Annotated in this window: 15 protein-coding genes; 9 read left to right on the forward strand and 6 right to left on the reverse strand. The window is 70.5% G+C overall.

What is annotated here, in order from left to right:
• Positions 1–5: 5 nt before the first annotated feature.
• The 4 genes from HW837_RS07580 (at position 6) to HW837_RS07595 (ending at position 5,417) form a co-directional block, all read left to right on the forward strand.
• Positions 6–1,838 carry an NADH-ubiquinone oxidoreductase-F iron-sulfur binding region domain-containing protein gene (locus tag HW837_RS07580; RefSeq protein ID WP_045556642.1) on the forward strand — a complete coding sequence of 611 codons (1,833 nt, stop codon included), beginning with the start codon at positions 6–8 and terminating at the stop codon, positions 1,836–1,838.
• A complete protein-coding gene (locus tag HW837_RS07585; protein WP_193379880.1) occupies positions 1,835–2,695 on the forward strand; it encodes a 2Fe-2S iron-sulfur cluster-binding protein in 861 nt (286 codons plus the stop codon). Before HW837_RS07580 ends, HW837_RS07585 begins: the two co-directional genes overlap by 4 nt.
• 8 nt (positions 2,696–2,703) lie before the next feature.
• A complete protein-coding gene (gene fdhD / locus HW837_RS07590) occupies positions 2,704–3,612 on the forward strand; it encodes a formate dehydrogenase accessory sulfurtransferase FdhD (protein WP_093790074.1) in 909 nt (302 codons plus the stop codon).
• A gap of 569 nt (positions 3,613–4,181) precedes the next feature.
• Positions 4,182–5,417, forward strand: coding sequence for a DUF5005 domain-containing protein (locus tag HW837_RS07595; protein ID WP_045556639.1), 1,236 nt, complete (start codon positions 4,182–4,184; stop codon positions 5,415–5,417).
• On the opposite strand, the gene HW837_RS07600 is transcribed toward HW837_RS07595, so the two are convergent.
• The gene (locus HW837_RS07600) at positions 5,356–6,399 is read right to left on the reverse strand and encodes a bile acid:sodium symporter family protein (RefSeq protein ID WP_045556638.1); all 1,044 of its coding nucleotides are present in this window, start codon (positions 6,397–6,399) and stop codon (positions 5,356–5,358) included. The genes HW837_RS07595 and HW837_RS07600 overlap by 62 nt on opposite strands.
• A 140-nt stretch (positions 6,400–6,539) precedes the next feature.
• Between HW837_RS07600 and HW837_RS07605 the strand changes: the two genes are divergently transcribed.
• Positions 6,540–7,415, forward strand: a complete 876-nt coding sequence (locus HW837_RS07605; protein ID WP_045556907.1) for a LysR substrate-binding domain-containing protein — start codon at positions 6,540–6,542, stop codon at positions 7,413–7,415.
• A gap of 275 nt (positions 7,416–7,690) precedes the next feature.
• Positions 7,691–9,517 (forward strand): AMP-dependent synthetase/ligase, encoded by a 1,827-nt coding sequence (locus HW837_RS07610; RefSeq protein WP_045556637.1) that lies wholly within the window; start codon positions 7,691–7,693, stop codon positions 9,515–9,517.
• A 22-nt stretch (positions 9,518–9,539) separates the two neighbouring features.
• Here the strand turns inward: HW837_RS07610 and HW837_RS07615 are convergent, their stop codons facing one another.
• Positions 9,540–10,322 (reverse strand): hypothetical protein, encoded by a 783-nt coding sequence (locus HW837_RS07615; RefSeq protein ID WP_045556636.1) that lies wholly within the window; start codon positions 10,320–10,322, stop codon positions 9,540–9,542.
• A gap of 232 nt (positions 10,323–10,554) precedes the next feature.
• Between HW837_RS07615 and HW837_RS07620 the strand changes: the two genes are divergently transcribed.
• Entirely contained in the window at positions 10,555–11,391 is an 837-nt protein-coding gene (locus tag HW837_RS07620) for an aldo/keto reductase (RefSeq protein WP_060882745.1), read from the forward strand.
• Positions 11,392–11,443: 52 nt separating this feature from the next.
• Here the strand turns inward: HW837_RS07620 and HW837_RS07625 are convergent, their stop codons facing one another.
• The 4 genes from HW837_RS07625 to HW837_RS07640 all read right to left on the reverse strand — a co-directional run bounded on the left by HW837_RS07625 (position 11,444) and on the right by HW837_RS07640 (position 15,801).
• Positions 11,444–12,145, reverse strand: coding sequence for an SDR family oxidoreductase (locus HW837_RS07625; RefSeq protein WP_093790075.1), 702 nt, complete (start codon positions 12,143–12,145; stop codon positions 11,444–11,446).
• Positions 12,146–12,270: 125 nt separating this feature from the next.
• Positions 12,271–13,206, reverse strand: a complete 936-nt coding sequence (locus tag HW837_RS07630) for a class I SAM-dependent methyltransferase (RefSeq protein ID WP_045556633.1) — start codon at positions 13,204–13,206, stop codon at positions 12,271–12,273.
• A 104-nt stretch (positions 13,207–13,310) separates the two neighbouring features.
• Complete coding sequence (locus tag HW837_RS07635) at positions 13,311–13,907, reverse strand: dihydrofolate reductase family protein (protein ID WP_045556632.1); 597 nt, start codon at positions 13,905–13,907, stop codon at positions 13,311–13,313.
• 181 nt (positions 13,908–14,088) lie between these two features.
• Complete coding sequence (locus tag HW837_RS07640) at positions 14,089–15,801, reverse strand: glycoside hydrolase family 6 protein (protein WP_045556631.1); 1,713 nt, start codon at positions 15,799–15,801, stop codon at positions 14,089–14,091.
• A gap of 377 nt (positions 15,802–16,178) precedes the next feature.
• Here HW837_RS07640 and HW837_RS07645 point away from each other — a divergent pair, with 377 nt between their 5' ends.
• On the forward strand, positions 16,179–19,094 hold the full coding sequence (locus HW837_RS07645; protein WP_093790078.1) for a glycoside hydrolase family 48 protein: 2,916 nt from the start codon (positions 16,179–16,181) through the stop codon (positions 19,092–19,094).
• 137 nt (positions 19,095–19,231) lie between these two features.
• Entirely contained in the window at positions 19,232–21,898 is a 2,667-nt protein-coding gene (locus HW837_RS07650) for a cellulose binding domain-containing protein (RefSeq protein WP_193379879.1), read from the forward strand.
• The last annotated feature ends 40 nt before the right edge of the window (positions 21,899–21,938 follow it).

Genomic DNA, 21,938 nt, shown 5'->3' on the forward strand with positions numbered 1-21,938 from the left:
ACAGAGTGGACCTGCACTTCGGTGACAGCAAACCGACGGACGAGGAGAAGGCGGCGGTCGACGCGCTGCTCGGGCCGCCGGAGTCCTCCTGGGAGGGCGCGGCCCGCGATGAGATGCGAGCCGCCGATCTGCGGTGGGCGCGCGGCGGCCGGGAGGCCCGGGAGCGCCGTGACCTGCTGTTGCCGGGGCTGCACGCCCTCAACGACCGGATCGGCTGGATCAGCGACGGCGCGCTGGACTACCTCTGCCGACGGCTGACCGTGCCGCCGGCGGAGGCGTACGGCGTGGCCACCTTCTACGCCATGTTCTCGGTCGAGCCGCGCCCCGCGACCGTGCTGCACGTCTGCACGGACCTGGCCTGCGCCGCCGCCGGGGCGGCCGACCTGTGCGGCGGGGTCGAGGCCCGCCTCGGCCTCGGCAGCGGGGTCAGCGTGCAGCGCGGCCCGTGCCTCGGGCTGTGCGAGCGGGCACCGGCCGCCCTCGCGATCAGGGCCGGGGACCCGGTGCGTACGGCGGTGGCGGCGCCCGCGACCGTGGAGAGGGCCGTCCTCGCGGCGAGCGCGCCCGACTCGGCGGAGGAGGAGCCGGCGGCGGCCATGGCGGTGCCCCAGGCCGGGGACCCCTCGCTGACCCTGCTGGGCCGGGTCGGCGTCGTCGACCCGGCCTCGCTCGACGACTACCGGGCCCACGGCGGCTACACCGCACTGCGCCGGGCCTTCGAGCTCGGGCCCGCCGGCGTCATCCGCGAGGTCACCGACTCGGGCCTGGTCGGGCGGGGCGGCGCCGCCTTCCCCACCGGCCGGAAATGGCAGGCCACGGCCTCCCAGCCGGACCACCCGCACTACCTCGTCTGCAACGCGGACGAATCCGAGCCGGGCACCTTCAAGGACCGCGTGCTCATGGAGGGCGACCCGTTCTCCCTGGTCGAGGCGATGACGATCGCGGCGTACGCGACCGGAGCGCACCAGGGCTACCTGTATCTGCGCGGCGAGTACCCTCGGGCCCTGCGCCGCCTGGAGCACGCCATCGCCCAGGCCCGCGCCCGGGGACTGCTCGGCGACGACGTCCTCGGGCAGGGCTATGCCTTCGACATCGAGATCCGCAGGGGCGCCGGCGCCTACATCTGCGGCGAGGAGACGGCCCTGTTCAACTCCATCGAGGGGTACCGGGGCGAGCCGCGCTCCAAGCCGCCGTTCCCGGTGGAGAAGGGCCTGTTCGGCAAGCCGACGGTGGAGAACAACGTCGAGACGCTGGTCAACGTCCTGCCGATCCTGACGATGGGTGCGCCGGCGTACGCGGCGATCGGCACCGCCCGCTCCACCGGGCCCAAGCTGTTCTGCGTCTCCGGCAGCGTCGACCGTCCCGGCATCTACGAACTGCCCTTCGGGGCGACCCTCGGCGAGCTGCTGACGCTCGCGGGGGTACGGGACCACCTCCGGGCCGTCCTCCTCGGCGGCGCCGCCGGTGGTTTCGTACGCCCCGACGAGCTGGACATCCCGCTCACCTTCGAGGGGACGCGGGAGGCGGGCACCACGCTCGGCTCGGGTGTCGTGATGGCCTTCGACGACACGGTCCCGCTGCCCCGGCTGCTGCTGCGGATCGCGGAGTTCTTCCGCGACGAGTCCTGCGGGCAGTGCGTGCCGTGCCGGGTCGGCACCGTACGGCAGGAGGAGGCGCTGCACCGGATCGCCGAGCGGACCGGGGCGGCGGCGGCCGGGGACATCGCCCTGCTCAGGGAGGTCGGCCGCGCCATGCGGGACGCCTCCATCTGCGGTCTCGGGCAGACCGCGTGGAACGCCGTGGAATCCGCGATCGACCGTCTGGGGGCGTACGAATGACCGTGATCCCGCTGGGAGTGCCGCGCCGTCTGCTGGAGTTCACCCTCGACGGTGAGCCGGTGCGGGCGCCCGAGGGCTCGACGATCCTGGACGCCTGCCGGGCCGCCGGCAAGGACGTGCCCACCCTGTGCGAGGGCGACACCCTCACCCCGAAGAACGCCTGCCGGGTCTGTGTCGTCGAGGTCGAGGGCGCCAGGACCCTCGTCCCGGCGTGCTCCCGCAACGCCGAGCCCGGGATGGAGGTACGGACGGACACCGAGCGCGCCCGGCACAGCCGCAAGGTCGTCCTCGAACTCCTCGCGTCGTCGGTCGACCTCTCGACGACCCCGAAGGTCGCGGCATGGATCAAGGAGTACGCGGCGAAACCGGACCGCTTCGGCCCGGACGCGGCCCGGCTGAACGAGGAGCCGAAGGTCGACAACGAGCTCTACGTGCGGGACTACGACAAATGCATCCTGTGTTACAAGTGCGTGGACGCCTGTGGGGAGCAGTGGCAGAACACGTTCGCGATCTCCGTCGCGGGCCGGGGCTTCGACGCCCGGATCGCCGTGGAGCACGACGCCCCGCTCACCGACTCGGCCTGTGTGTACTGCGGCAACTGCATCGAGGTGTGCCCGACGGGCGCGCTGTCCTTCAAGTCGGAGTTCGACATGCGGGCGGCGGGCACCTGGGACGAGGCGGCGCAGACCGAGACGACCACGGTGTGCGCGTACTGCGGTGTGGGCTGCAACCTCACACTCCATGTGCAGGACAATGAGATCGTGAAGGTCACCTCGCCGCACGACAACCCGGTGACCCACGGCAACCTCTGCATCAAGGGCCGTTTCGGCTACCAGCACGTACAGAACCGGGACTGAGACACGACATGGGACGAGTCACGGAACGACGCAAGGTGATCCGCATCCGGGACGGCGCGGTCTCCACCCGCCCGGACACGCTCGTCGCCGAGGAACCGATGGAGATCCGGCTGAACGGCAAGCCGCTCGCGATCACCATGCGCACCCCGGGCGACGACTTCGCCCTGGCGGCGGGGTTCCTGGTCAGCGAAGGGGTGCTCGCCGAGCGGTCGGACCTCCAGAACATCGTCTACTGCGCGGGCGCGACGGGTGGGGGCACCTCCCGCTCGAGCGAAGCCGAGAGTGGGGGAGGCTCGAACACGTACAACGTGGTGGACGTGAGAACCGCGCCCGGGGTCGCCGTCCCCGACATCACCCTCGAACGCAACGTCTACACGACCTCGTCCTGCGGGCTGTGCGGCAAGGCGTCCCTGGACGCCGTCCGGACGACGGCCCGGTGGGCCGTCGACGACACCCACGGGGGTGACGCTCCCCCGGTCCGGCTCGACCCCGACCTCCTCGCGGGCCTCCCCGACCGGCTCCGCGCGGCGCAGCGGGTCTTCGACCGGACCGGGGGTCTGCACGCGGCGGCCCTGTTCAGCGAGGACGGCGAACTGCTCGACGTACGGGAGGACGTGGGCCGGCACAACGCCGTCGACAAGCTGGTGGGCCGCGCCCTGCAGAACGGCGACCTGCCCCTGTCCCGGGCGGTGCTGCTGGTGTCCGGGCGGGCCTCGTTCGAGCTGGCGCAGAAGGCGGTGATGGCGGGGATCCCGGTGCTGGCGGCGGTGTCGGCGCCGTCGTCCCTCGCGGTGGACCTGGCGGCGGAGACCGGGTTGACCCTGGTGGGCTTCCTGCGGGGCGCCTCCATGAACGTGTACGCGGGCGAGCACCGTATCGCTCTGCGGGCCGCGGCCGGGGTCGACCAGAGCGGCTGAGCGGTGCCTCCGCGACACGGCGGCGGGGCCCCTTGCGGCGGGGAGCGCCCCCTGCGCCGCCGGGGGCTCCGCCTTTGCCCCCGTGTACGCGCCGTGGGGCTATCGGTTTCGTCGCCGGGTGCGGGTGGGTGGGGCTTCTCGCGCAGTTCCCCGCGCCCCTGAAAAGCAGGGGCTGCGCCCCGTGCTTTTCAGCCCCGTGGCCCCGTCGCCTTCCAGGCCCGCGAGGCCGCGGTCTTTCAGGCCCGCAGGGCCGTGGTTCTTCAGGCCCGCAGGGCCGTGGTTCTTCAGACCCGCAGGGCCGTGGTTCTTCAGACCCGCAGGGCCGTCGCCTTTCAGGCCCGCGGGGCCTGATGCTTTTAGGGGCGCGGGGAACTGCGCGAGAAGCCCCACCGGGCCCGCGCCCGCCGACGCAACCGCACCCCCACCCCCTGACGCGAGACAACGCCCACCCACCCGCACGGTTCTTGTGAGGTCCCTGAACAGCCGTATCGAGCAGGACGCCGCGCGACGGGGCGAGATCCCGCTCCTGCCCATGGACCGGGTGGACACGGCCCACTAACGTCCCTCCCGTGCCCGACGACGCGGGAGCGCGACAGCGGACGGGGGCCGGACCGGTCCTGATCCTGGCCCTGGTCCTGGCCCTCGCCGCCGTGCTGCTCACCGCCCTCCCGGACGACGACCGGGAGGGCGGCGTCGCCTGCACGGCCCGGACGGTCCGGGACTGGGCCCCGGAAACCTCCCTGACCGGCGAGTTCACCCGCTACGGCGACGACGCGACCCGCACCGACGACTGGACCGGCGGCGACGGCACCCACTCGGTGGCGCTCCCGGACGGCCGGGTGCTGTGGCTGTTCTCCGACACCTATCTGGGCCAAGTGCACCCGCCGCCCAACCCGGCGGGCGAGTCCGTCACCTGGCGGGACGTCTCGACGCCCCTGGTGCGCAACTCGGCCGTGGTGATGTCCCCCTCTGGCCGGCTGGAGTCGACGCTCCCGGCGCCCGTCTTCCCGGACCCGGCCCCGCAGCGGTGGCGCTGGCCGGTGGCCGCCAGGGTCGAGCCCCGCTCCCCCGGCTCGGACGAGAAGGTCGTACGGGTGCTGTTGTGGACCCGTACGGCGGGCCGGTCGCCGTGGATCTACGGGGTGCCCACCGCGACCGAGGTCGCCACCCTGTCGCTGCCCGGTCTGCGGCTGGAGGGGATCACGACGGTGCTGGACCAGGCGGAGGTCGCCGATCCGGCGCGGCGGGTGCTGTTCGGGACGACGGCCGTGGACGTGGGCGAGTGGACGTACGTCTTCGGCGGCACCGACGCCCAGGCCGCCTCCCGGCCGTCCTCCCACGCCTACGTGGCGCGGGTGCCGCGCGGCCGGCTCGGGGAGCCGGGGGCGTGGGAGTACTGGGACGGGAAACGGTGGGCGGTGCGAGGGCGGCCGGCGGCGGTGCTCGGGAACGGGGAAGACAAGGGGGTGGGCAGCGCCTTCACCGTCGTCCGGGACGGGCGCACCTATGTGCTGCTCACGATGGCCGCCGGGACGGCGGGGCTCACGACCGTGACGGCGTACTGGGCGTGCTCCCCCGCCGGGCCCTGGCACGGGCCCACCGAGGGGTTCGACGCCCCGCTGCCGCGGAGCGGTGTCGCGGCGTACAACCCGCAGGCGCACCGGGCGGTCGGCGACGGGCGGCTGGTGCTCAGCTACGACGTCAACTGGCTGGACGCCGACGCGGCGGCGGCGCAGCTGAACATCACCCGGAACGCGTCCCTGTACCGACCGCGGTTCGTATCGCTTCGTCTTGCTGCTCCGTGACCGCCGGCTCCTCCACCGGGTCGTGGGCGCGGCGCTTGGCGATGACCGCGCAGACCATGAGCTGCATCTGGTGGAAGAGCATCAGCGGCAGGACGGCGAGGGAGGCCTCGGGGCCGAACAGGACGCTCGCCATGGGCAGTCCGGAGGCGAGGGACTTCTTGGAGCCGGCGAACTGGATGGCGATCCGGTCCGCGCGGTCGAAGCGCAGGGCCTTGGCCCCGTACCAGGTGAGCAGCAGCATCACGGCCAGCAGGGCCGCCTCGACCACGAGGAGTCCGGCGAGGCGCAGCGGGCTGACCTGGCTCCAGATGCCGCGCACCATGCCCTCGCTGAAGGCGACGTAGACGACGAGGAGGATGGAGCCCCGGTCGACGAGGCCGAGGATCCGCTTGTGCCGGGTGACGAAGCCGCCGATCCAGCGGCGCGCGAGCTGTCCCGCGACGAACGGCACCAGCAGCTGGAGCACGATCTTCACCAGCGAGTCGGCGGAGAAGCCGCCCGCGCTGCCGCCCAGCAGGCTCGCCGCGAGCAGCGGGGTGATCACGATGCCCGCGAGGGAGGAGAAGGAGCCCGCGCAGATCGCGGCGGGCACATTGCCCCGGGCCATCGAGGTGAAGGCGATGGAGGACTGGATCGTCGACGGAACGAGGGTGAGGAAGAGCAGTCCGGTGGCGAGGGAGGGGCTCAGGATCACCGGTTCGAGGCCGCGGGCCGCGAGGCCCAGCAGGGGGAAGACGACGAACGTGCAGGCGAGGACGGTGAGGTGGAGCCGCCAGTGCTTGAAGCCGTCGACGGCCTCGCGGGTGGAGAGCCGGGCGCCGTAGAGGAAGAAGAGGAAGGCGATCGCGGCCGTGGACGCCCCCGAGGCGACCTCGGCGGCCGTACCCCGCGCGGGGACGAGGGCGGCTACGCCCACCGTCCCGAGCAACAGCAGGATGTACGGGTCGATCGGCATCCAGCTCGGCCACTTCAGGCGTTTCACGGTGCTCCACGTACTTTCGATGAGGGTGCGTCAGGGCCGGAAGGCCCCTCTCCATCGTCCTCGCCCGGCCCTTGATCGGGAATCCTTCATACCGCTCTGACTGTCATCACGTCGTGCGATGAGCGAGTAGGGTGGCGATCGTGTACGACCCCTCCCAGCTGCGTACCTTCCTGGCCGTGGCGCAGACACTGAGCTTCACCCAGGCCGCCCGGCGGCTGGGGCTGCGGCAGTCCACGGTCAGCCAGCACGTGCGCCGACTGGAGGACGCGACCGGGCGGCAGCTGTTCTCCCGGGACACGCACTCCGTGGAGCTGACGGAGGACGGCGAGGCGATGCTCGGCTTCGCCCGGCGGCTGCTGGAGGTGCACGAGCAGGCGACGGCGTTCTTCACCGGGACCCGGCTGCGCGGACGGCTGCGGTTCGGCGCCTCGGAGGACTTCGTGCTGACCCGGCTCCCGGAGATCCTGGAGGCCTTCCGGCACGACCATCCCGAGGTGGACCTGGAGCTGACGGTCGAGCTGTCGGGCACGCTGCACGAGCGGCTGGCGGCGGGCAAGCTCGATCTGGTGCTGGCCAAGCGCCGCCCGGAGGACCCCCGCGGCGAGCCCGTCTGGACGGACCGCCTGGTGTGGATCGGCGCGGAGCGGCTCCGTCTCGACGCCGACCGCCCCGTCCCGCTGATCGTCTATCCGCCGCCGGGCATCACCCGCGCCCTGGCCCTGGAGGCGCTGGAGCGCGAGGGCCGCGCCTGGCGGGTCGCCTGCACCAGCGGCAGCCTCAACGGTCTCATCGCCGCCGCCCGCGCGGGCCTCGGCGTGATGGCGCATTCCCGTCGCCTGGTGCCTCCCGGTCTGGTCCGGGTCCCGGAGCGGGCCGGGCTGCCGGAACTCGGCGAGGTCGACTTCGTCCTCGTGCACGGCCGGCGTCCGGGTGCGGCGACGAGCGCGGCGGACGCCCTCGCGGCGGCCATCCTCGCCGGCGGCGACCGGCTCCACGGCCGCGCGCGGGCGGTGTGACGTTCCCAGGAGACGTGAACGAGGCTCACGTTTCCCCAGGCCAGACCGTGTCCACGAGGACGCGGACGGTGACCGGGGCGTGCGGGTTCGGTGGAGATTGCGGTCCCGAAACTTACTGACGCGTCAGGAATTATGCCGGAGACCTCCGCATCTGCGCGTGTTTTCCGGCGCGACCCCCTGCCGCACCTCCCAATGCGCCCCCTCCACAACCCTCCCGCCCGATCTCCCGGTGAGGTAGCTTTCACGCGCTGTGCGGAGCGCCACGAGGAGCGGGTTTGCGCGAGTTCACCAACCCCCCGTTGGCGTCGGCGCCGCCGGTGGGCGGTCTGGCCGACGTCGTCTTCGAGTACGCCCAGGAGGACCCGACGTACATCGCGCTCGGCCGCAAGGACGAGCGGGGCGAGTGGCGCGACGTGACCTCCGCCGAGTTCCGTGACGAGGTCCTCGCGCTGGCGAAGGGCCTGCTGGCCCAGGGCATCCGCTTCGGCGACCGGGTCGCCATCATGTGCCGTACGCGCTACGAGTGGACCCTCTTCGACTACGCGCTGTGGACCGTCGGCGCCCAGGTCGTCCCCGTCTACCCGACCTCCTCCGCCGAGCAGGTCTTCTGGATGCTCTACGACTCCCAGTGCACCGCGGCCATGGTCGAGCACGAGGACCACGCGATGACCATCGCCACGGTCATCGACCGGCTCCCGCAGCTGCGCAGGCTCTGGCAGCTGGACGTGGGCGCGGTGGAGGAGCTGTACGAGTCGGGGGCGCACCTCGACGACGAGGTGGTGCACCGGCACCGCCGCGCGGTGACCCCCGAGTCGATCGCGACGATCATCTACACCTCCGGCACGACGGGGCGCCCCAAGGGCTGTGTCATCTCGCACGCCAACTTCATGGTCGAGGCGGACACGGTCATCGAACGCTGGGCGCCGCTGTTCAAGTCCCGCAAGGGCGACGAGGCGGCGACGCTGCTGTTCCTGCCGCTCGCGCACGTCTTCGGACGGATGGTGCAGGTCGCGGGCATCCGCGGGAAGGTCAAGTTCGGCCATCAGCCGCAGCTCAACGCGGCCGTCCTGCTGCCCGACCTCGCGGCCTTCCGGCCGACGTTCTTCCTCGCGGTGCCGTACATCTTCGAGAAGGTCTTCAACGCGAGCCGGCGCAAGGCCGAACGCGAGGGCAGGGCCGGGCCGTTCGAGAAGGCCGTCGAGGTCGCCGTGAAGTACGCGGACGCGATGGAGGCGCGGGCCTGGGGCATCGGTCCGGGCCCGTCGGCGGGGCTGCGGATGCAGCACCAGTTCTTCGACAAGGTCGTCTACGGCAAGATCCGGGAGGCCATGGGCGGCCGGATCAAGTACGCGATGTCCGGCGGCTCGGCGATGGACCGCCGGCTCGGCCTGTTCTTCGCGGGCGCGGGCGTCCACATCTTCGAGGGGTACGGACTGACGGAGTGCACGGCGGCCGCGACCGCCAACCCGCCGGAGCGCACCCGGTACGGCACTGTCGGCCAGGCCATCCCCGGCATGACCGTGCACATCGCGGACGACGGCGAGATCTGGCTGCGCGGCCCCAATGTCTTCCAGGGCTACCTCAACAACCAGAAGGCCACCGACGAGACCCTGCACGACGGCTGGCTCGCCACCGGGGACCTGGGCTCCCTCGACGAGGACGGCTATCTCACCATCACCGGGCGCAAGAAGGAGATCCTGGTGACCTCGGGCGGCAAGAGCGTCTCGCCCGCGATCCTGGAGGAGCGGGTGCGCGACCATCCGCTGGTCGCCCAGTGCATCGTCGTGGGCAACGACCGCCCGTACATCGCCGCCCTGGTCACCCTGGACGGGGAGGCCGTCGAGCACTGGCTGCAGATGCACAACAAGGCGAAGCTGTCGGCGGCCGAGCTGGTGCGCGATCCGGAGCTGGAGACCGAGGTGCGGCGGGCGGTGGTCGCCGCCAACACCCTGGTCTCACAGGCCGAGTCGATCCGCACGTTCCGGATCCTCGCCCATCAGTTCACCGAGGAGCACGGCCTGCTGACGCCGTCGCTGAAGCTGAAGCGGAAGGCGATCGAGAAGGCGTACGCCACCGAGGTCGAGGCACTGTACCGGGCGTGAGCCCGCTCAACCGCCAGGTCGGTCAGACCAGTTGGTAGCCCCGCATGTTCCGCAGCAGCAGATGGCAGTTCTGCAGGGAACCCGACGTGTCGCCCAGCGAGCGGTAGATGCCCCACTTGGGGCGCAGCCGGTCCGCGAGGAAGGTGTCGACGCCGGTGCGCGAGACGTCGATGAGCGTGGTCGAGCCCTTCTTGAGGATCCAGCGCACCGAACCGGCCGAGCCGTTGCCGACCTTGACCTGGAAGTCGACGTCGACCCAGGAGTTGTGCAGGGGCGCCAGATCGGTGCGGCCGACGAGGATGTCGTCGATCGGCAGCTTCAGTTCGATGGTCTGGGCGCCGTTCACCCGGCGCAGTGACTGCACGACCAGGGGCGAGGTGCCGGCTCCCGGCTGCTTCATCTGCATGATGTGCGTGAAGCTGGTGGTGGCCTTCAGCGAGGTCGGGATGTACATCTGGTAGGTGACGCGCCAGGTCTGCCCCTCGGTCCAGCGCAGGAAGCCGCTGCCGGTCCGCAGCCCGGTGACCTCGTGGCGCTGGCGGTCGGTGGAGGTGTCCCGGTCGACGGTGTGCATGTCGAACCGCCAGGTGTCGCCGGTCGCGCGGATGTGCGGCGCGGCGGAGGTGTGGGAGTCGGCGCGGTCGTCCTCGAGGGTCTCGAAGGCGCGCAGTCCGTCGGCGCTCGCCGAGGGGGACCACTTCAACTGCCAGGTGGCGGCGTGCGCGGCGGGGGCCGGCAGTCCGACGGCGGCCGCCGCGGCGCCGCCGAGCGCGGCACCGAGGACGTTCCTTCGGGTGGGGGTCATGAGCCATCCATTCACGTATGTGATTACCATTCACCGACGTGCGCTACAGCTACGACAGGTTCCTCGCGTGACCGTGTCCGGTCAATGGTCCAGACCGATACGCTGGAACCACCGGATCCATTTCCGGCCAATCTGCGATTCGGGGTGCGAGCGAGCCGCTCAGGAATGCATCGCACGCCGTGATCGTTGACGATGGGAAGTACCACCCGACGACTTAAAGGATCGAGAGCTCGTGAGCAGCAAGGTCCCCCCGATCATCCTGAACAACGGCGTCGAGATGCCCCAGCTGGGCTTCGGCGTGTGGCAGGTGCCGGACGACGAGGCCGAGCAGGCGGTCACCACCGCGCTGGAGGCCGGCTACCGGAGCATCGACACCGCCGCGATCTACGGAAACGAGAAGGGCACCGGCAAGGCGCTCGCCAAGGCCGGCGTCGCCCGCAAGGACCTCTTCGTCACCACCAAGCTCTGGAACAGCGACCAGGGCTACGACTCCACCCTGCGCGCCTTCGACGAGTCCCTGGACAAGCTCGGCCTCGAGTACGTGGATCTGTATCTGATCCACTGGCCGCTGCCGGCCCGGGGCACCTTCGTCGACACCTTCAAGGCGTTCGAGAAGCTCTACGCCGACGGCCGCGCGAAGGCGATCGGTGTCTCCAACTTCCTTCCGGAGCACCTGGAGACGCTGATCGAGGCCACCAACGTCATCCCGGCCGTCAACCAGATCGAGCTGCACCCGCACCTCCAGCAGCTCGCCGCCCGGGAGTACCACGCGGAGCAGGGCATCGCCACCGAGGCCTGGTCGCCGCTCGGCCAGGGCAAGGGGCTCCTGGAGGTCCCGGCGATCATCGCGATCGCGCAGAAGCACGGCCGCACCCCCGCCCAGGTGGTGCTGCGCTGGCACCTCCAGCTGGGCAACGTGGTCATCCCCAAGTCCGTGACCCCGTCCCGCATCAAGGAGAACATCGAGGTCTTCGACTTCTCCCTGGACACCGAGGACATCGCCGCGATCAGCGCGCTGAACGAGGACCGCCGTATCGGCCCGGACCCGGCCACGTTCAACCAGGCCTGAGGCAGGCCACGAGACCGCCGTCGGAAGCCGTTCGACGGCGGTCTCGTCGCGCTCAGACCGGCTGCCCGATCGGCCGTACGACCACGGTGTTGATGTCGACCCCGACCGGCTGGCGGATCGCCCAGACCACGGAGTCGGCGATCTGGTCGGCGGTCAGCAGGTGCCCGGGCGGCAGGCTGCCGTAGCTGTCCCAGAACGGGGTCTCCACCCGGCCGGGCGCGATCAGCGTGACCCCCACCCCCCACTCGGTGACCTGCCGCCGTGTGTTCTCGGCGAGCCCGGTGACCGCCCACTTGGTGGCCCCGTAGATGTTGCCGGGCCCGTGGATGAACCCGGCGACGCTGCCGACCAGCATGATCCGGCCCCGGGTCTCCTTGAGGGCGTCGATGGACGCCCGGATCAGCAGGGCGGGTCCGAGCACATTGGTCAGCACCATCTCCGGCCAGCCGGCCGGATCGCCCTCGGCGACGGTGTCGTGAGTGCCGAAGCCGGCGTTGGCGAGGACGGTGTCGATCCGCCCGAACTCCTTCAGCGTGGCGTCCACCGCCGCCTGTACGTCCGCGTACTCGGCCGCGTGCCCCGGCAGGGTCAACAGCCCCTTGGGATCGCCGAGTTCGGCCGCGAACGCCCGCAGCCGCTCGGCGTCGCGGCCGGTGACGGCCACCCGGTGGCCGAGGTCGTGAAGCTGCCGGGCGACGGCGGCCCCGATACCGCTGGATCCGCCGGTGATGAGTGCCACTGGTGCGTCGGTCATGGAAATCCCCCTGTGGTTCCGGTCGGCCGGAGGGGCTCCGGCCGACATGCGGAGTCCACCACTTGAAGCGCTCTCGAAGTCAAGCGCCGCCGTGTCGGGGGGACTTCGCCGGACGGCCCGGCTCGTCAGCGCCGGGCGACGTGCACCGTCTGGGCCGCGAGGACGAACAGGTCCGTGCGGTGGTGCAGGCTCGCCTTGTCGTCGGGGTCGAGGAGGCGGTCCACCGTCGCGAGGTCGGCGGCGTCGAGGAAGTCCGCGAGCGTGCCCCGGGCGCGCTGGAACTGGCCCACGGCGTACGTGCGGGCGGCGTCGGAGACCGGGGCCGGGAGGTCCAGCAGGAAGGTGCGGGACGTGGCGTCACGCAGGCCCACAGCGGTGAGGAGCCCCGGCCAGTCCTCGGTCTCCGGGACGCTGCCGGGCACCGAGGTCCGCATCCTCTCGGTGAACCACCGGTCCTCCGCGGCGTCGATCCGGGACTGCAGCCCGGGGCGGCCGATGCCGAGGTCACGTGGCAGGAACCGGCTGGGCAGCCCGCCCTCCACGATGGCCAACGTGCCGCCGGGCGCCAGGCGTTCGGCGAAGGCGGCGAGGGCGGCGCGCTGGTCGCCGAGGTGGTGCAGGCTGCGGCTGGCCCACATCAGGTCGGCCGGGTAGTCCAAGTCGCTCAGCCCGTCCGGCAGTTCGGCCTCCAGGGTGTCGAACCGGTCGGTGAGGCCCAGCTCTTCCGCACGGGCCCGCGCCCGCTCCAGCAGGGGCCCGGAGCCGTCCAGTGCGACGACCCGGGCGCCGCGGAACGTCTCGGCCAGCAGACAGCTCACCACCCCCGGGCCGCTGCCGACGTCGACGACCAGGCCCGGCTCGGGCTGTCGTGCGGCGAGCCACGCGGCGGCCTGCCGGTTCAGGGGCGCGAACAGTTCCGCCTGCCCCTCCAGATGTCCGGCCAGCTCGGCCCAGTCGAGGTCGGTGTGATGGCCGGGGCCGTGACCGGGGCCGTGGCCGTGGTCGGGGCCGTGGCCGTGTCCGTGCTGGTGCGGGTCCTGGCCGTGGTGGTGCTGTCCCATGACGGTGAGCCTCTCTTCCGGGTGCCGTCAGCCTGCTCCGACACACCGGACGACCGCCACTCCTCTTGCGGTATCGGCAAATCGCCTGTGCCGATTCAGCCCGCTCAGCCCTGCTCCGCCGGCCGGTACACACAGACGTTCGCGCCCGTGCCGCTGGTGGTCGTGGAGACCAGTTCCAGGGTGTGTCTGGCGCCGCCACCCGGGAAGATCGTCTTTCCGCCGCCGAGGAGGACCGGCATGACGATGAGGACCAGCTCGTCGACGAGTCCCTCCGCGAGGAGGGTGCGGGCGAGGGTCGCGCTGCCCATGACCAGCAGATCGCCTCCCTCGGCCGCGCGGAGCGCCCGAATCCCCGCGAGCGCCTCCGCCCCCGGGACGAGCACACTGTTGTCCCAGGTGAGGTCGGCTTCGGTGAGCGTCGTGGACACCACGTACTTGCGGATGGAGTTCATCCGGTCGGCGAAGGGATCGCCCGCACGGTCGGGCCACGCGCCGGCCATGGCCTTCCAGGTGCGGCGGCCGTACAGCAGGGCGTCGGCCTTCTCCAGCGCGGCGTCCCAGGCGCCGCCCACGACCTCCGGGTCGAAGAACGGGTGGGTCCAGCCGCCGTGGGCGAACCCGCCCTCGGTGTCCTCGTCGGCACCGCCGGGCGCCTGCACGACACCGTCCAGGCTCATGAACTCGCAGATCACGATGCGCATGGGGTTCTCTTCTCTCGTACCGTCACGGGCTTACGGCGAGGGAGACCGCCGCGCCGCCCGGAACTCATCGCATCCACCCACCTCCCTCATCGTGACGTGGCTCACACGGACGTGCCACCGGTCCGCCAGGGGGTGGGGGAAGCGTGACTGACCCCTGACGGACCGGTTCATGGGAGCGGACTCAGAGCGCGGGGTACGCGTTCTGCATCAGCTGCTGGAACTGGGCGGAGAACCACTGCCCGGAGATCGGCGCGTTCGCCAGGGCGCCGGACATGTTGTTGCCGTTGCGCGGGTTGCCCGTGTACGTCGGGTCGCACATGCGGTCGAAGCCCTTGCCCTCGTCGTTCGGGATGAGGGAGCTGGAACCGTCGGACTCACCCGGCGGCTTCATCCACACGTAGGCGTCGATCCCCGCCTCCGGGGCAGCCTTCGGACGCTCGCCGAGACCGGCTCCGGACTGGTTGCACCAGTTGCCGATGTGGATACGGCGGTCGTATCGGCCACCGTTGACGAAGGTGTCCACGTTGGTCGTGGCGCCGGGACCGCTCGGCCGCGCGCTGCCGCCCCAGCCGTTCCTGGAGGTGTCGATCAGCATGCCGATGTTCGAGTTGAACCCGACCGAGACCAGCTGGTTGCGGAAGGCCTGGGCGAAGGACAGCTCGTCGACGTAGCGGTTCCAGTCGACCCACTTCGACTCACGGACGGAGGTGCCGCCCACGGACGAGTTGATGGTGAAGTTGTTCTCCTTCAGGGCGCTGTAGTTCGCCGTGTTGGTGATGAAGCCGTGGACGTCGTTGACCGTGGCGCCCTCGGCGGTCGCCGCCTCCTTGAACACGGTGGCGGAAGCCCCGAAGTTGTCGTCCCAGCCGATCCAGCCGTGGTGGCCGGCGTCGACGTAGTTGTAGACGTTCGGCACATCACCGAGCTTGTTGAGCGCGTAGCCGACGCCCTTGACGTAGTTGCCGTTGGCCTTCATGACATCGCACTGGGGGGTGGCCGTCGGGCGGCTGCCGGTGTTGGTGACCAGGTTCGGCAGCGAGTCGATCTCGACGGTCGTGACGATCCGCAGGCCCGCGTACTTCGGGTCGGCGAGGATCGCCTTGATCGGGTCGATGTACTGCGTCTTGTACTTGTCGATCTCCGTGGGGCCCAGCTCGCCGTTGGAGGCGAGGGCCGCGCAGTCACGGCCGGGCAGGTTGTAGATCACCAGCTGGATGGCGAGTTCGCCGGAACCCTTCTGCCGCAGCGCCTCGTCGAGGTGGGCGCGCAGACCCATCTTGCCGCCCGTGCCGGCGATGGCGGCGATCCGGTCCAGCCACACACCCGTGGGCTGGCTGGAGATCCGGCTGCCGCCCGGTTCGGCGGCGGCCTTCGCGGACCACTCGGGGTTCACGTACACCTTGGCGCCGGAGTACGGGTTGTCGACCTTCGTGCCCGGCGTGCCCGGACCGGGGTCGGTGCCACCGCCGCCGCCGTCGTCGACGTTGCAGGTCACGCCGTCCAGCGTGAACGTCGTCGGGAGCGCGTTGGTGCCGCTGTAGGAGGCCTGGAAGCCGAAACTGACCGAACCGCCGGTGGCCAGCGTGCCGTTGTAGGTCTCGTTGGCGGCGGTCACCGCCGAACCGCTCTGCGTGATCCGGGAGTTCCAGCCGCTGGTGACCTGCTGGTTGCCCGCGTACGACCACTTCACGGCCCACGAGGACTTCGCCGCGCTGTTGTTGGTGACCGTCACGGCGGCGGTGAAGCCGGTGGACCACTGGTTCTGCACCTTGTAGTCGACCGTGCACGGGATCGCCTGGACGCCGGCGTCGTCGGGCACCGCGGCCACGGCGGTCCCGGCGGCACCGGCGACCAGCGCCATCGCCGCGAGAAGTGCTGTTCTGGTACGGCTCATGAGTGCGGGTTTCCTCTTCCGTAGTGGGGTGTACGAGGAGGAGTCGTCGCGCAGTCGCCGAGGCGAGTAAAAGACCTGAACGCTGGGGGTGCTCGGAGCGTCCCTCGCAGCTCGGACGCACCTGGGACGAGCGCGTCGACTGGTGGAACCGCTCCCACTGGTGCTCGTGAAGGTAGCGCCAAGTGACGGTAAAAGACAGAGGTGTTGCGTTATTGCGCCCGATGAATCTTTTCTGCCTGATCGAATCTTTTCGACTCTTCAAACACCTTGACCCCCTGGGCCCTCCTCCTCAATATGGGAGCGCTCCCACTGGTTCAAGGCTTGTTGTTGCTGCTCCGCCCCCACCTTCGTAAGAGCCGCACGGAAGGAACCAGAGCATGCACCCCAGACGGAGACGCCGTGCCTCGCGGCGCCTGTGGACGGCCGTGGTCGCGGCCCTCACCCTCCCCTTGACGATGCTCGGAACGGGATCGACGCCCGCCAGCGCCGCGGCGGTCGCCTGCAACGTCGACTACAAGACCAACGACTGGGGCTCGGGTTTCACCGCCGAGCTCACCCTCTCCAACCGGGGCACCGAGGCCATCAGCGGCTGGACCCTGACGTACGACTACGCGGGCAACCAGACGCTCACGGGCGGCTGGAGCGGCACCTGGTCGCAGTCCGGCAAGACGGTGACCGCCCGCAACGCCTCCTGGAACGGCACGATCGCCGTCGGGGCCGCGGTGAGCACGGGTGCCCAGTTCACCTACAGCGGCACGAACGCCGCGCCGACCAACTTCGCGATCAACGGCACCGCGTGCGTGGGCGCGCACCAGCCCCCGATCACGGTGCTGACCAGCCCGGCGCCGGGAGCGGTGTACTCGCAGGGCACGGCGGTCCCGATGGCGGCCACCGCCGCAGCCGCGGACAACGCGACGATCACCAAGGTCGAGTTCTACGACGACACCACGCTGCTGGGCACGGACACGACCTCGCCGTACACGTACTCGGCCACGGCCTTGAGCGTGGGCAGTCACTCGCTGGTGGCCAAGGCGTACGACAGCCTGGGCGCGTCGGCGAACTCCACGCCGGTCGGCATCACGGTCGCCTCGGGTCCCGCCGTGGTGGTCTCGCCGACCCAACTGGGCGTCCGCCAGGGCCAGTCGGGCACCTACGACGTGAAACTTTCGACACAGCCGTCCGGCAATGTGACGGTGACGACCGCGCGGGCGTCCGGCAACAACGGACTGTCGGTGACGGGCGGCGGGTCGCTGACCTTCACGCCGTCGAACTGGAGCACGGCCCAGAAGGTGACGATCACCGCGAACGCCTCGGGCACCGGCTCGGCCGTCTTCGACTCGACGGCGACCGGGCACGCCAAGGCCTCGGTGACCGTGACCCAGCTGGCCGCGTCGAGCGAGTACGACGAACGGTTCCTGGAGCTCTACGGCAAGATCACCAACCCGGCGAACGGCTACTTCTCGCCCGAGGGCATCCCGTACCACTCGGTGGAGACGCTGATGGTCGAGGCGCCGGACCACGGGCATGAGACCACCTCGGAGGCGTACAGCTACCTCCTGTGGCTCCAGGCCATGTACGGCAAGGTGACGGGCGACTGGTCCAAGTTCAACGGGGCCTGGGAGATCATGGAGAAGTACATGATCCCGACCAAGCCCGACCAGCCCACCAACTCCTTCTACAACGCCTCCAAGCCGGCGACCTACGCCCCCGAGCACGACACCCCCAATGAGTACCCGGCGCAGCTCAACACCGGTGTCTCGGTCGGCCCGGACCCCATCGCCGCGGAGCTGAAGAGCGCGTACGGCACGGACGACATCTACGGCATGCACTGGCTGCAGGACGTCGACAACGTCTACGGCTACGGCAACTCGCCCGGCAAGTGCGAGGCGGGGCCGACGGACACCGGGCCGTCATACATCAACACCTTCCAGCGCGGACCGCAGGAGTCGGTGTGGGAGACCGTCCCGCAGCCCACCTGCGACCAGTTCAAGTACGGCGGCACGAACGGGTACCTGGACCTGTTCACCGGTGACGCGCAGTACGCCAAGCAGTGGAAGTTCACCAACGCCCCGGACGCCGACGCGCGGGCCGTGCAGGCCGCGTACTGGGCGGACATCTGGGCCAAGGAGCAGGGCAAGGGCGCGGACGTCTCCGCGACCATCGGCAAGGCCGCGAAGATGGGCGACTATCTGCGCTACGCGATGTACGACAAGTACTTCAAGAAGATCGGGAACTGTGTGGGGGCCACGTCCTGCCCGGCCGGCACCGGCAAGGACGCCTCGCACTACCTGATGTCCTGGTACTACGCGTGGGGCGGCGCCACCGACACGGCGGCGGGCTGGGCCTGGCGCATCGGCTCCAGCCACACGCACGGCGGCTACCAGAACCCGCTGGCCGCGTACGCCCTCGCCAACTACGCCCCGTTGAAGCCCAAGTCGACGACCGGGCAGGCGGACTGGGCCAAGTCCCTGGACCGGCAGATCGAGTTCTACCGCTGGCTGCAGTCGAACGAGGGCGGCATCGCGGGCGGCGCCACCAACAGCTGGGCGGGGCGGTACGCCACTCCCCCGGCCGGGACGCCGACCTTCTACGGCATGTTCTACGACGAGAAGCCGGTGTACCACGACCCGCCGTCCAACCAGTGGTTCGGCTTCCAGGCGTGGTCCATGGAGCGGGTCGCCGAGTACTACCAGCAGACCGGCAACGCGGCCGCGAAGACCGTGCTGGACAAGTGGGTCGACTGGGCGCTGTCCAAGACGACGATCAATCCGGACGGCACCTACCGGATTCCGTCGACTCTTCAGTGGTCGGGTGCGCCGAACACCTGGAACGCGTCGAACCCCGGCACCAACGCGGGACTTCATGTCACCGTCGCCGACTACACGGACGACGTGGGTGTGGCCGCCGCGTACGCCAAGACCCTGACGTACTACGCGGACCGCTCCGGTGACGCGGACGCGGCCCGGGTCGCCAAGGCTCTGCTCGACGGCATGTGGGACCACCATCAGGACGGGCTCGGGATCGCGGTCCCGGAGACCCGGGCGGACTACAACCGGTTCGACGACCGGGTGTACGTGCCGAGCGGGTGGACCGGGAAGATGCCGAACGGCGACACGATCAACTCGAACTCGACCTTCACCTCCATCCGGTCGTTCTACGAGGACGACCCGGCCTGGTCGAAGATCGAGGCGTATCTCGCGGGCGGGGCCGCGCCCTCGTTCACGTATCACCGGTTCTGGGCCCAGGCGGACATCGCCCTGGCCATGGGTTCGTACGCGGAGTTGTTGGAGTAGCTCCGCGGTCGTCCGACGGCCGCGGGTGGTCCGTGGCCGGTCGCGCAGTTCCCCGTGCCCCTGGAAGACGGGCGCGGGGGCTGTGCGCGTAGCGCTTCGCACCTTTCCCCCCACTCTTGAAGGAGAGGACCCCCACTGTGCGAAGAACCCGCATCCTCACCACCGTCCTGGCCCTCGCGGCCGGCCTGCTCGCCGGATCCCCACCCGCGCTGGCCGCCGACAAGGCGGAGAAGCCCGTCTCCATCGCCGCCGACACCTACACCTGGAAGAACGCCCGGATCGACGGGGGCGGCTTCGTCCCGGGCATCGTCTTCAACCGCAAGGAGAAGAACCTCGCGTACGCCCGTACCGACATCGGCGGGGCCTACCGCTGGGTGGAGTCGTCGAAGACCTGGACGCCGCTGCTCGACTCCGTCGGGTGGGACGACTGGGGGCACACCGGTGTGGTGAGTCTCGCCTCCGACCCGGTCGATCCGAACAAGGTGTACGTGGCGGCCGGGACGTACACCAACAGCTGGGACCCGGGGAACGGGGCGATCCTGCGGTCGTCGAACCGGGGGGCCAGCTGGCAGAAGGCGAACCTGCCGTTCAAGCTGGGCGGGAACATGCCGGGGCGGGGCATGGGCGAACGGCTGACCGTGGACCCGAACAAGAACAGCGTGCTGTATCTGGGGGCGCCCAGCGGGAAGGGGTTGTGGCGGTCCACGGACTCGGGGGTCACCTGGTCGCAGGTGACCAATTTCCCGAACGTCGGCAACTACGTGGCCGATCCGTCCGACACCAGCGGGTACTCCAGCGACAACCAGGGCATCGTCTGGGTCACCTTCGACGAGTCGACGGGCACCTCCGGGAACGCCACACGGACCCTCTACGTCGGCGTCGCCGACAAGGACAACGCGGTGTACCGGTCGACGGACGCGGGGGCCACCTGGTCGCGGCTGGCCGGACAGCCGACCGGCCATCTGGCCCACAAGGGCGTCCTCGACACCGTGAACGGCCAGCTGTATCTGTCGTACAGCGACAAGGGCGGGCCGTACGACGGCGGCAAGGGTCAGCTGTGGCGGTACACGACCGCGACGGGCACCTGGACGAACATCAGCCCAGTGGCGGAGGCCGACACCTACTACGGCTTCAGCGGGCTGACCGTCGACCGGCAGGACCCGGGCACGGTCATGGCGACGGCGTACAGCTCCTGGTGGCCGGACACCCAGATCTTCCGCTCCACGGACAGCGGCGCCACCTGGACCAGGGCCTGGGACTACACGTCGTACCCGAACCGTGCGAACCGCTACACCATGGACGTGTCCTCGTCCCCCTGGCTGACCTGGGGCGCGAACCCGTCGCCGCCCGAGCAGAGCCCCAAACTCGGCTGGATGACCGAGGCGCTGGAGATCGACCCGTTCGACTCGAACCGGATGATGTACGGCACCGGCGCGACGATCTACGGCACGGAGAACCTGGGGAACTGGGACAGCGGCGGCCAGTTCACCATCAAACCGATGGTGCAGGGCCTGGAGGAGACGGCCGTCCTCGACCTGGCCTCTCCCCCGTCCGGAGCCCCGCTGCTCAGCGCGCTCGGTGACATCGGCGGCTTCCGGCACACGGATCTGACGAAGGTCCCGTCGATGATGTTCACCCAGCCGAACTTCACGACGACGACCAGCCTGGACTACGCCGAGTCCAACCCGAACACGGTGGTGCGGGTGGGCAATCTGGACTCCGGCCCGCACATCGCGTTCTCCACGGACAACGGCGCCAACTGGTTCGCGGGCACCGACCCTTCGGGGGTCAGCGGTGGCGGTACGGTCGCCGCGGCCGCGGACGGCAGCCGGTTCGTGTGGAGCCCGGCGGGCACGGGCGTGCGGTACGCCACCGGTTTCGGCACCTCCTGGTCGGCGTCCAGCGGTATCCCCGCCGACGCGATCGTGGAGTCCGACCGGGTGGACCCGAAGACCTTCTACGGCTTCAAGTCCGGGAAGTTCTACGTCAGCACGGACGGCGGGGCCACCTTCACCGCGTCGAACGCGACCGGGCTGCCCAGCGGTGACAGCGTCCGGTTCAAGGCGCTGCCCGGGGTGAAGGGCGACGTCTGGCTGGCCGGCGGGGCGACCGACGGGGCCTACGGGCTGTGGCACTCGACGGACGCCGGCGCGACCTGGACCAAGCTCTCCGGTGTCGAGCAGGCCGACACGATCGGCTTCGGCAAGGCGGCGACGGGAGCCTCGTACCAGACCCTCTACACCAGCGCCAAGATCGGTGGCGTACGCGGCATCTTCCGCTCCACGGACAAGGGCGCGACCTGGACCCGCATCAACGACGACGCCCACCGCTGGGGCTGGACGGGTGCGGCGATCACGGGTGACCCGCGGGTGTACGGACGGGTCTACATCGCCACCAACGGGCGCGGGGTCATCTACGGCGACTCCTCCGACACCGGGGGCGGGGGCGGCGGCACGGATCCGGATCCCGACCCCGAGCCGACGGGCGCCTGCGCGGTGACGTACACGATCACCAACCAGTGGTCGGGCGGCTTCCAGGCGGACGTCAAACTCGCCAACACGGGCGCCGGCGCCTGGTCCGGCTGGACACTCGGCTGGGCCTTCCCCGACGGCCAGAGCGTCTCCCAGATCTGGAACGCCACGCACACCCAGACGGGGTCGGCGGTCACGGCCCGGAACATCGGCTGGAACGGCTCGGTGGCGGCGGGTTCGTCGGTGAGCTTCGGCTTCACCGGAAGCTGGTCGGGGACCAACGGCGAACCGACCGCGTTCAAGCTCGGTGACCAGTCCTGCGCGGTGACCTGACACCCCGCCCAGGACGAGAAGAGGGCGCGCGTCCGGGTCG

Origin of the sequence: Streptomyces caniscabiei, assembly GCF_014930365.1 — a bacterium.
GTDB classification, from domain to species: domain Bacteria; phylum Actinomycetota; class Actinomycetes; order Streptomycetales; family Streptomycetaceae; genus Streptomyces; species Streptomyces caniscabiei.

Bases quoted from the DNA above. Each gene is read 5' to 3' on its own strand.
- HW837_RS07615 (WP_045556636.1), bottom strand. From the start codon at position 10,322: ATGACCCCCACCCGAAGGAACGTCCTCGGTGCCGCGCTCGGCGGCGCC.
- HW837_RS07635 (WP_045556632.1), bottom strand. From the start codon at position 13,907: ATGCGCATCGTGATCTGCGAGTTCATGAGCCTGGACGGTGTCGTGCAG.
- fdhD (WP_093790074.1), top strand. From the start codon at position 2,704: ATGGGACGAGTCACGGAACGACGCAAGGTGATCCGCATCCGGGACGGC.
- HW837_RS07585 (WP_193379880.1), top strand. From the start codon at position 1,835: ATGACCGTGATCCCGCTGGGAGTGCCGCGCCGTCTGCTGGAGTTCACC.
- HW837_RS07640 (WP_045556631.1), bottom strand. From the start codon at position 15,801: ATGAGCCGTACCAGAACAGCACTTCTCGCGGCGATGGCGCTGGTCGCC.
- HW837_RS07625 (WP_093790075.1), bottom strand. From the start codon at position 12,145: ATGACCGACGCACCAGTGGCACTCATCACCGGCGGATCCAGCGGTATC.
- HW837_RS07645 (WP_093790078.1), top strand. From the start codon at position 16,179: ATGCACCCCAGACGGAGACGCCGTGCCTCGCGGCGCCTGTGGACGGCC.
- HW837_RS07630 (WP_045556633.1), bottom strand. From the start codon at position 13,206: ATGGGACAGCACCACCACGGCCAGGACCCGCACCAGCACGGACACGGC.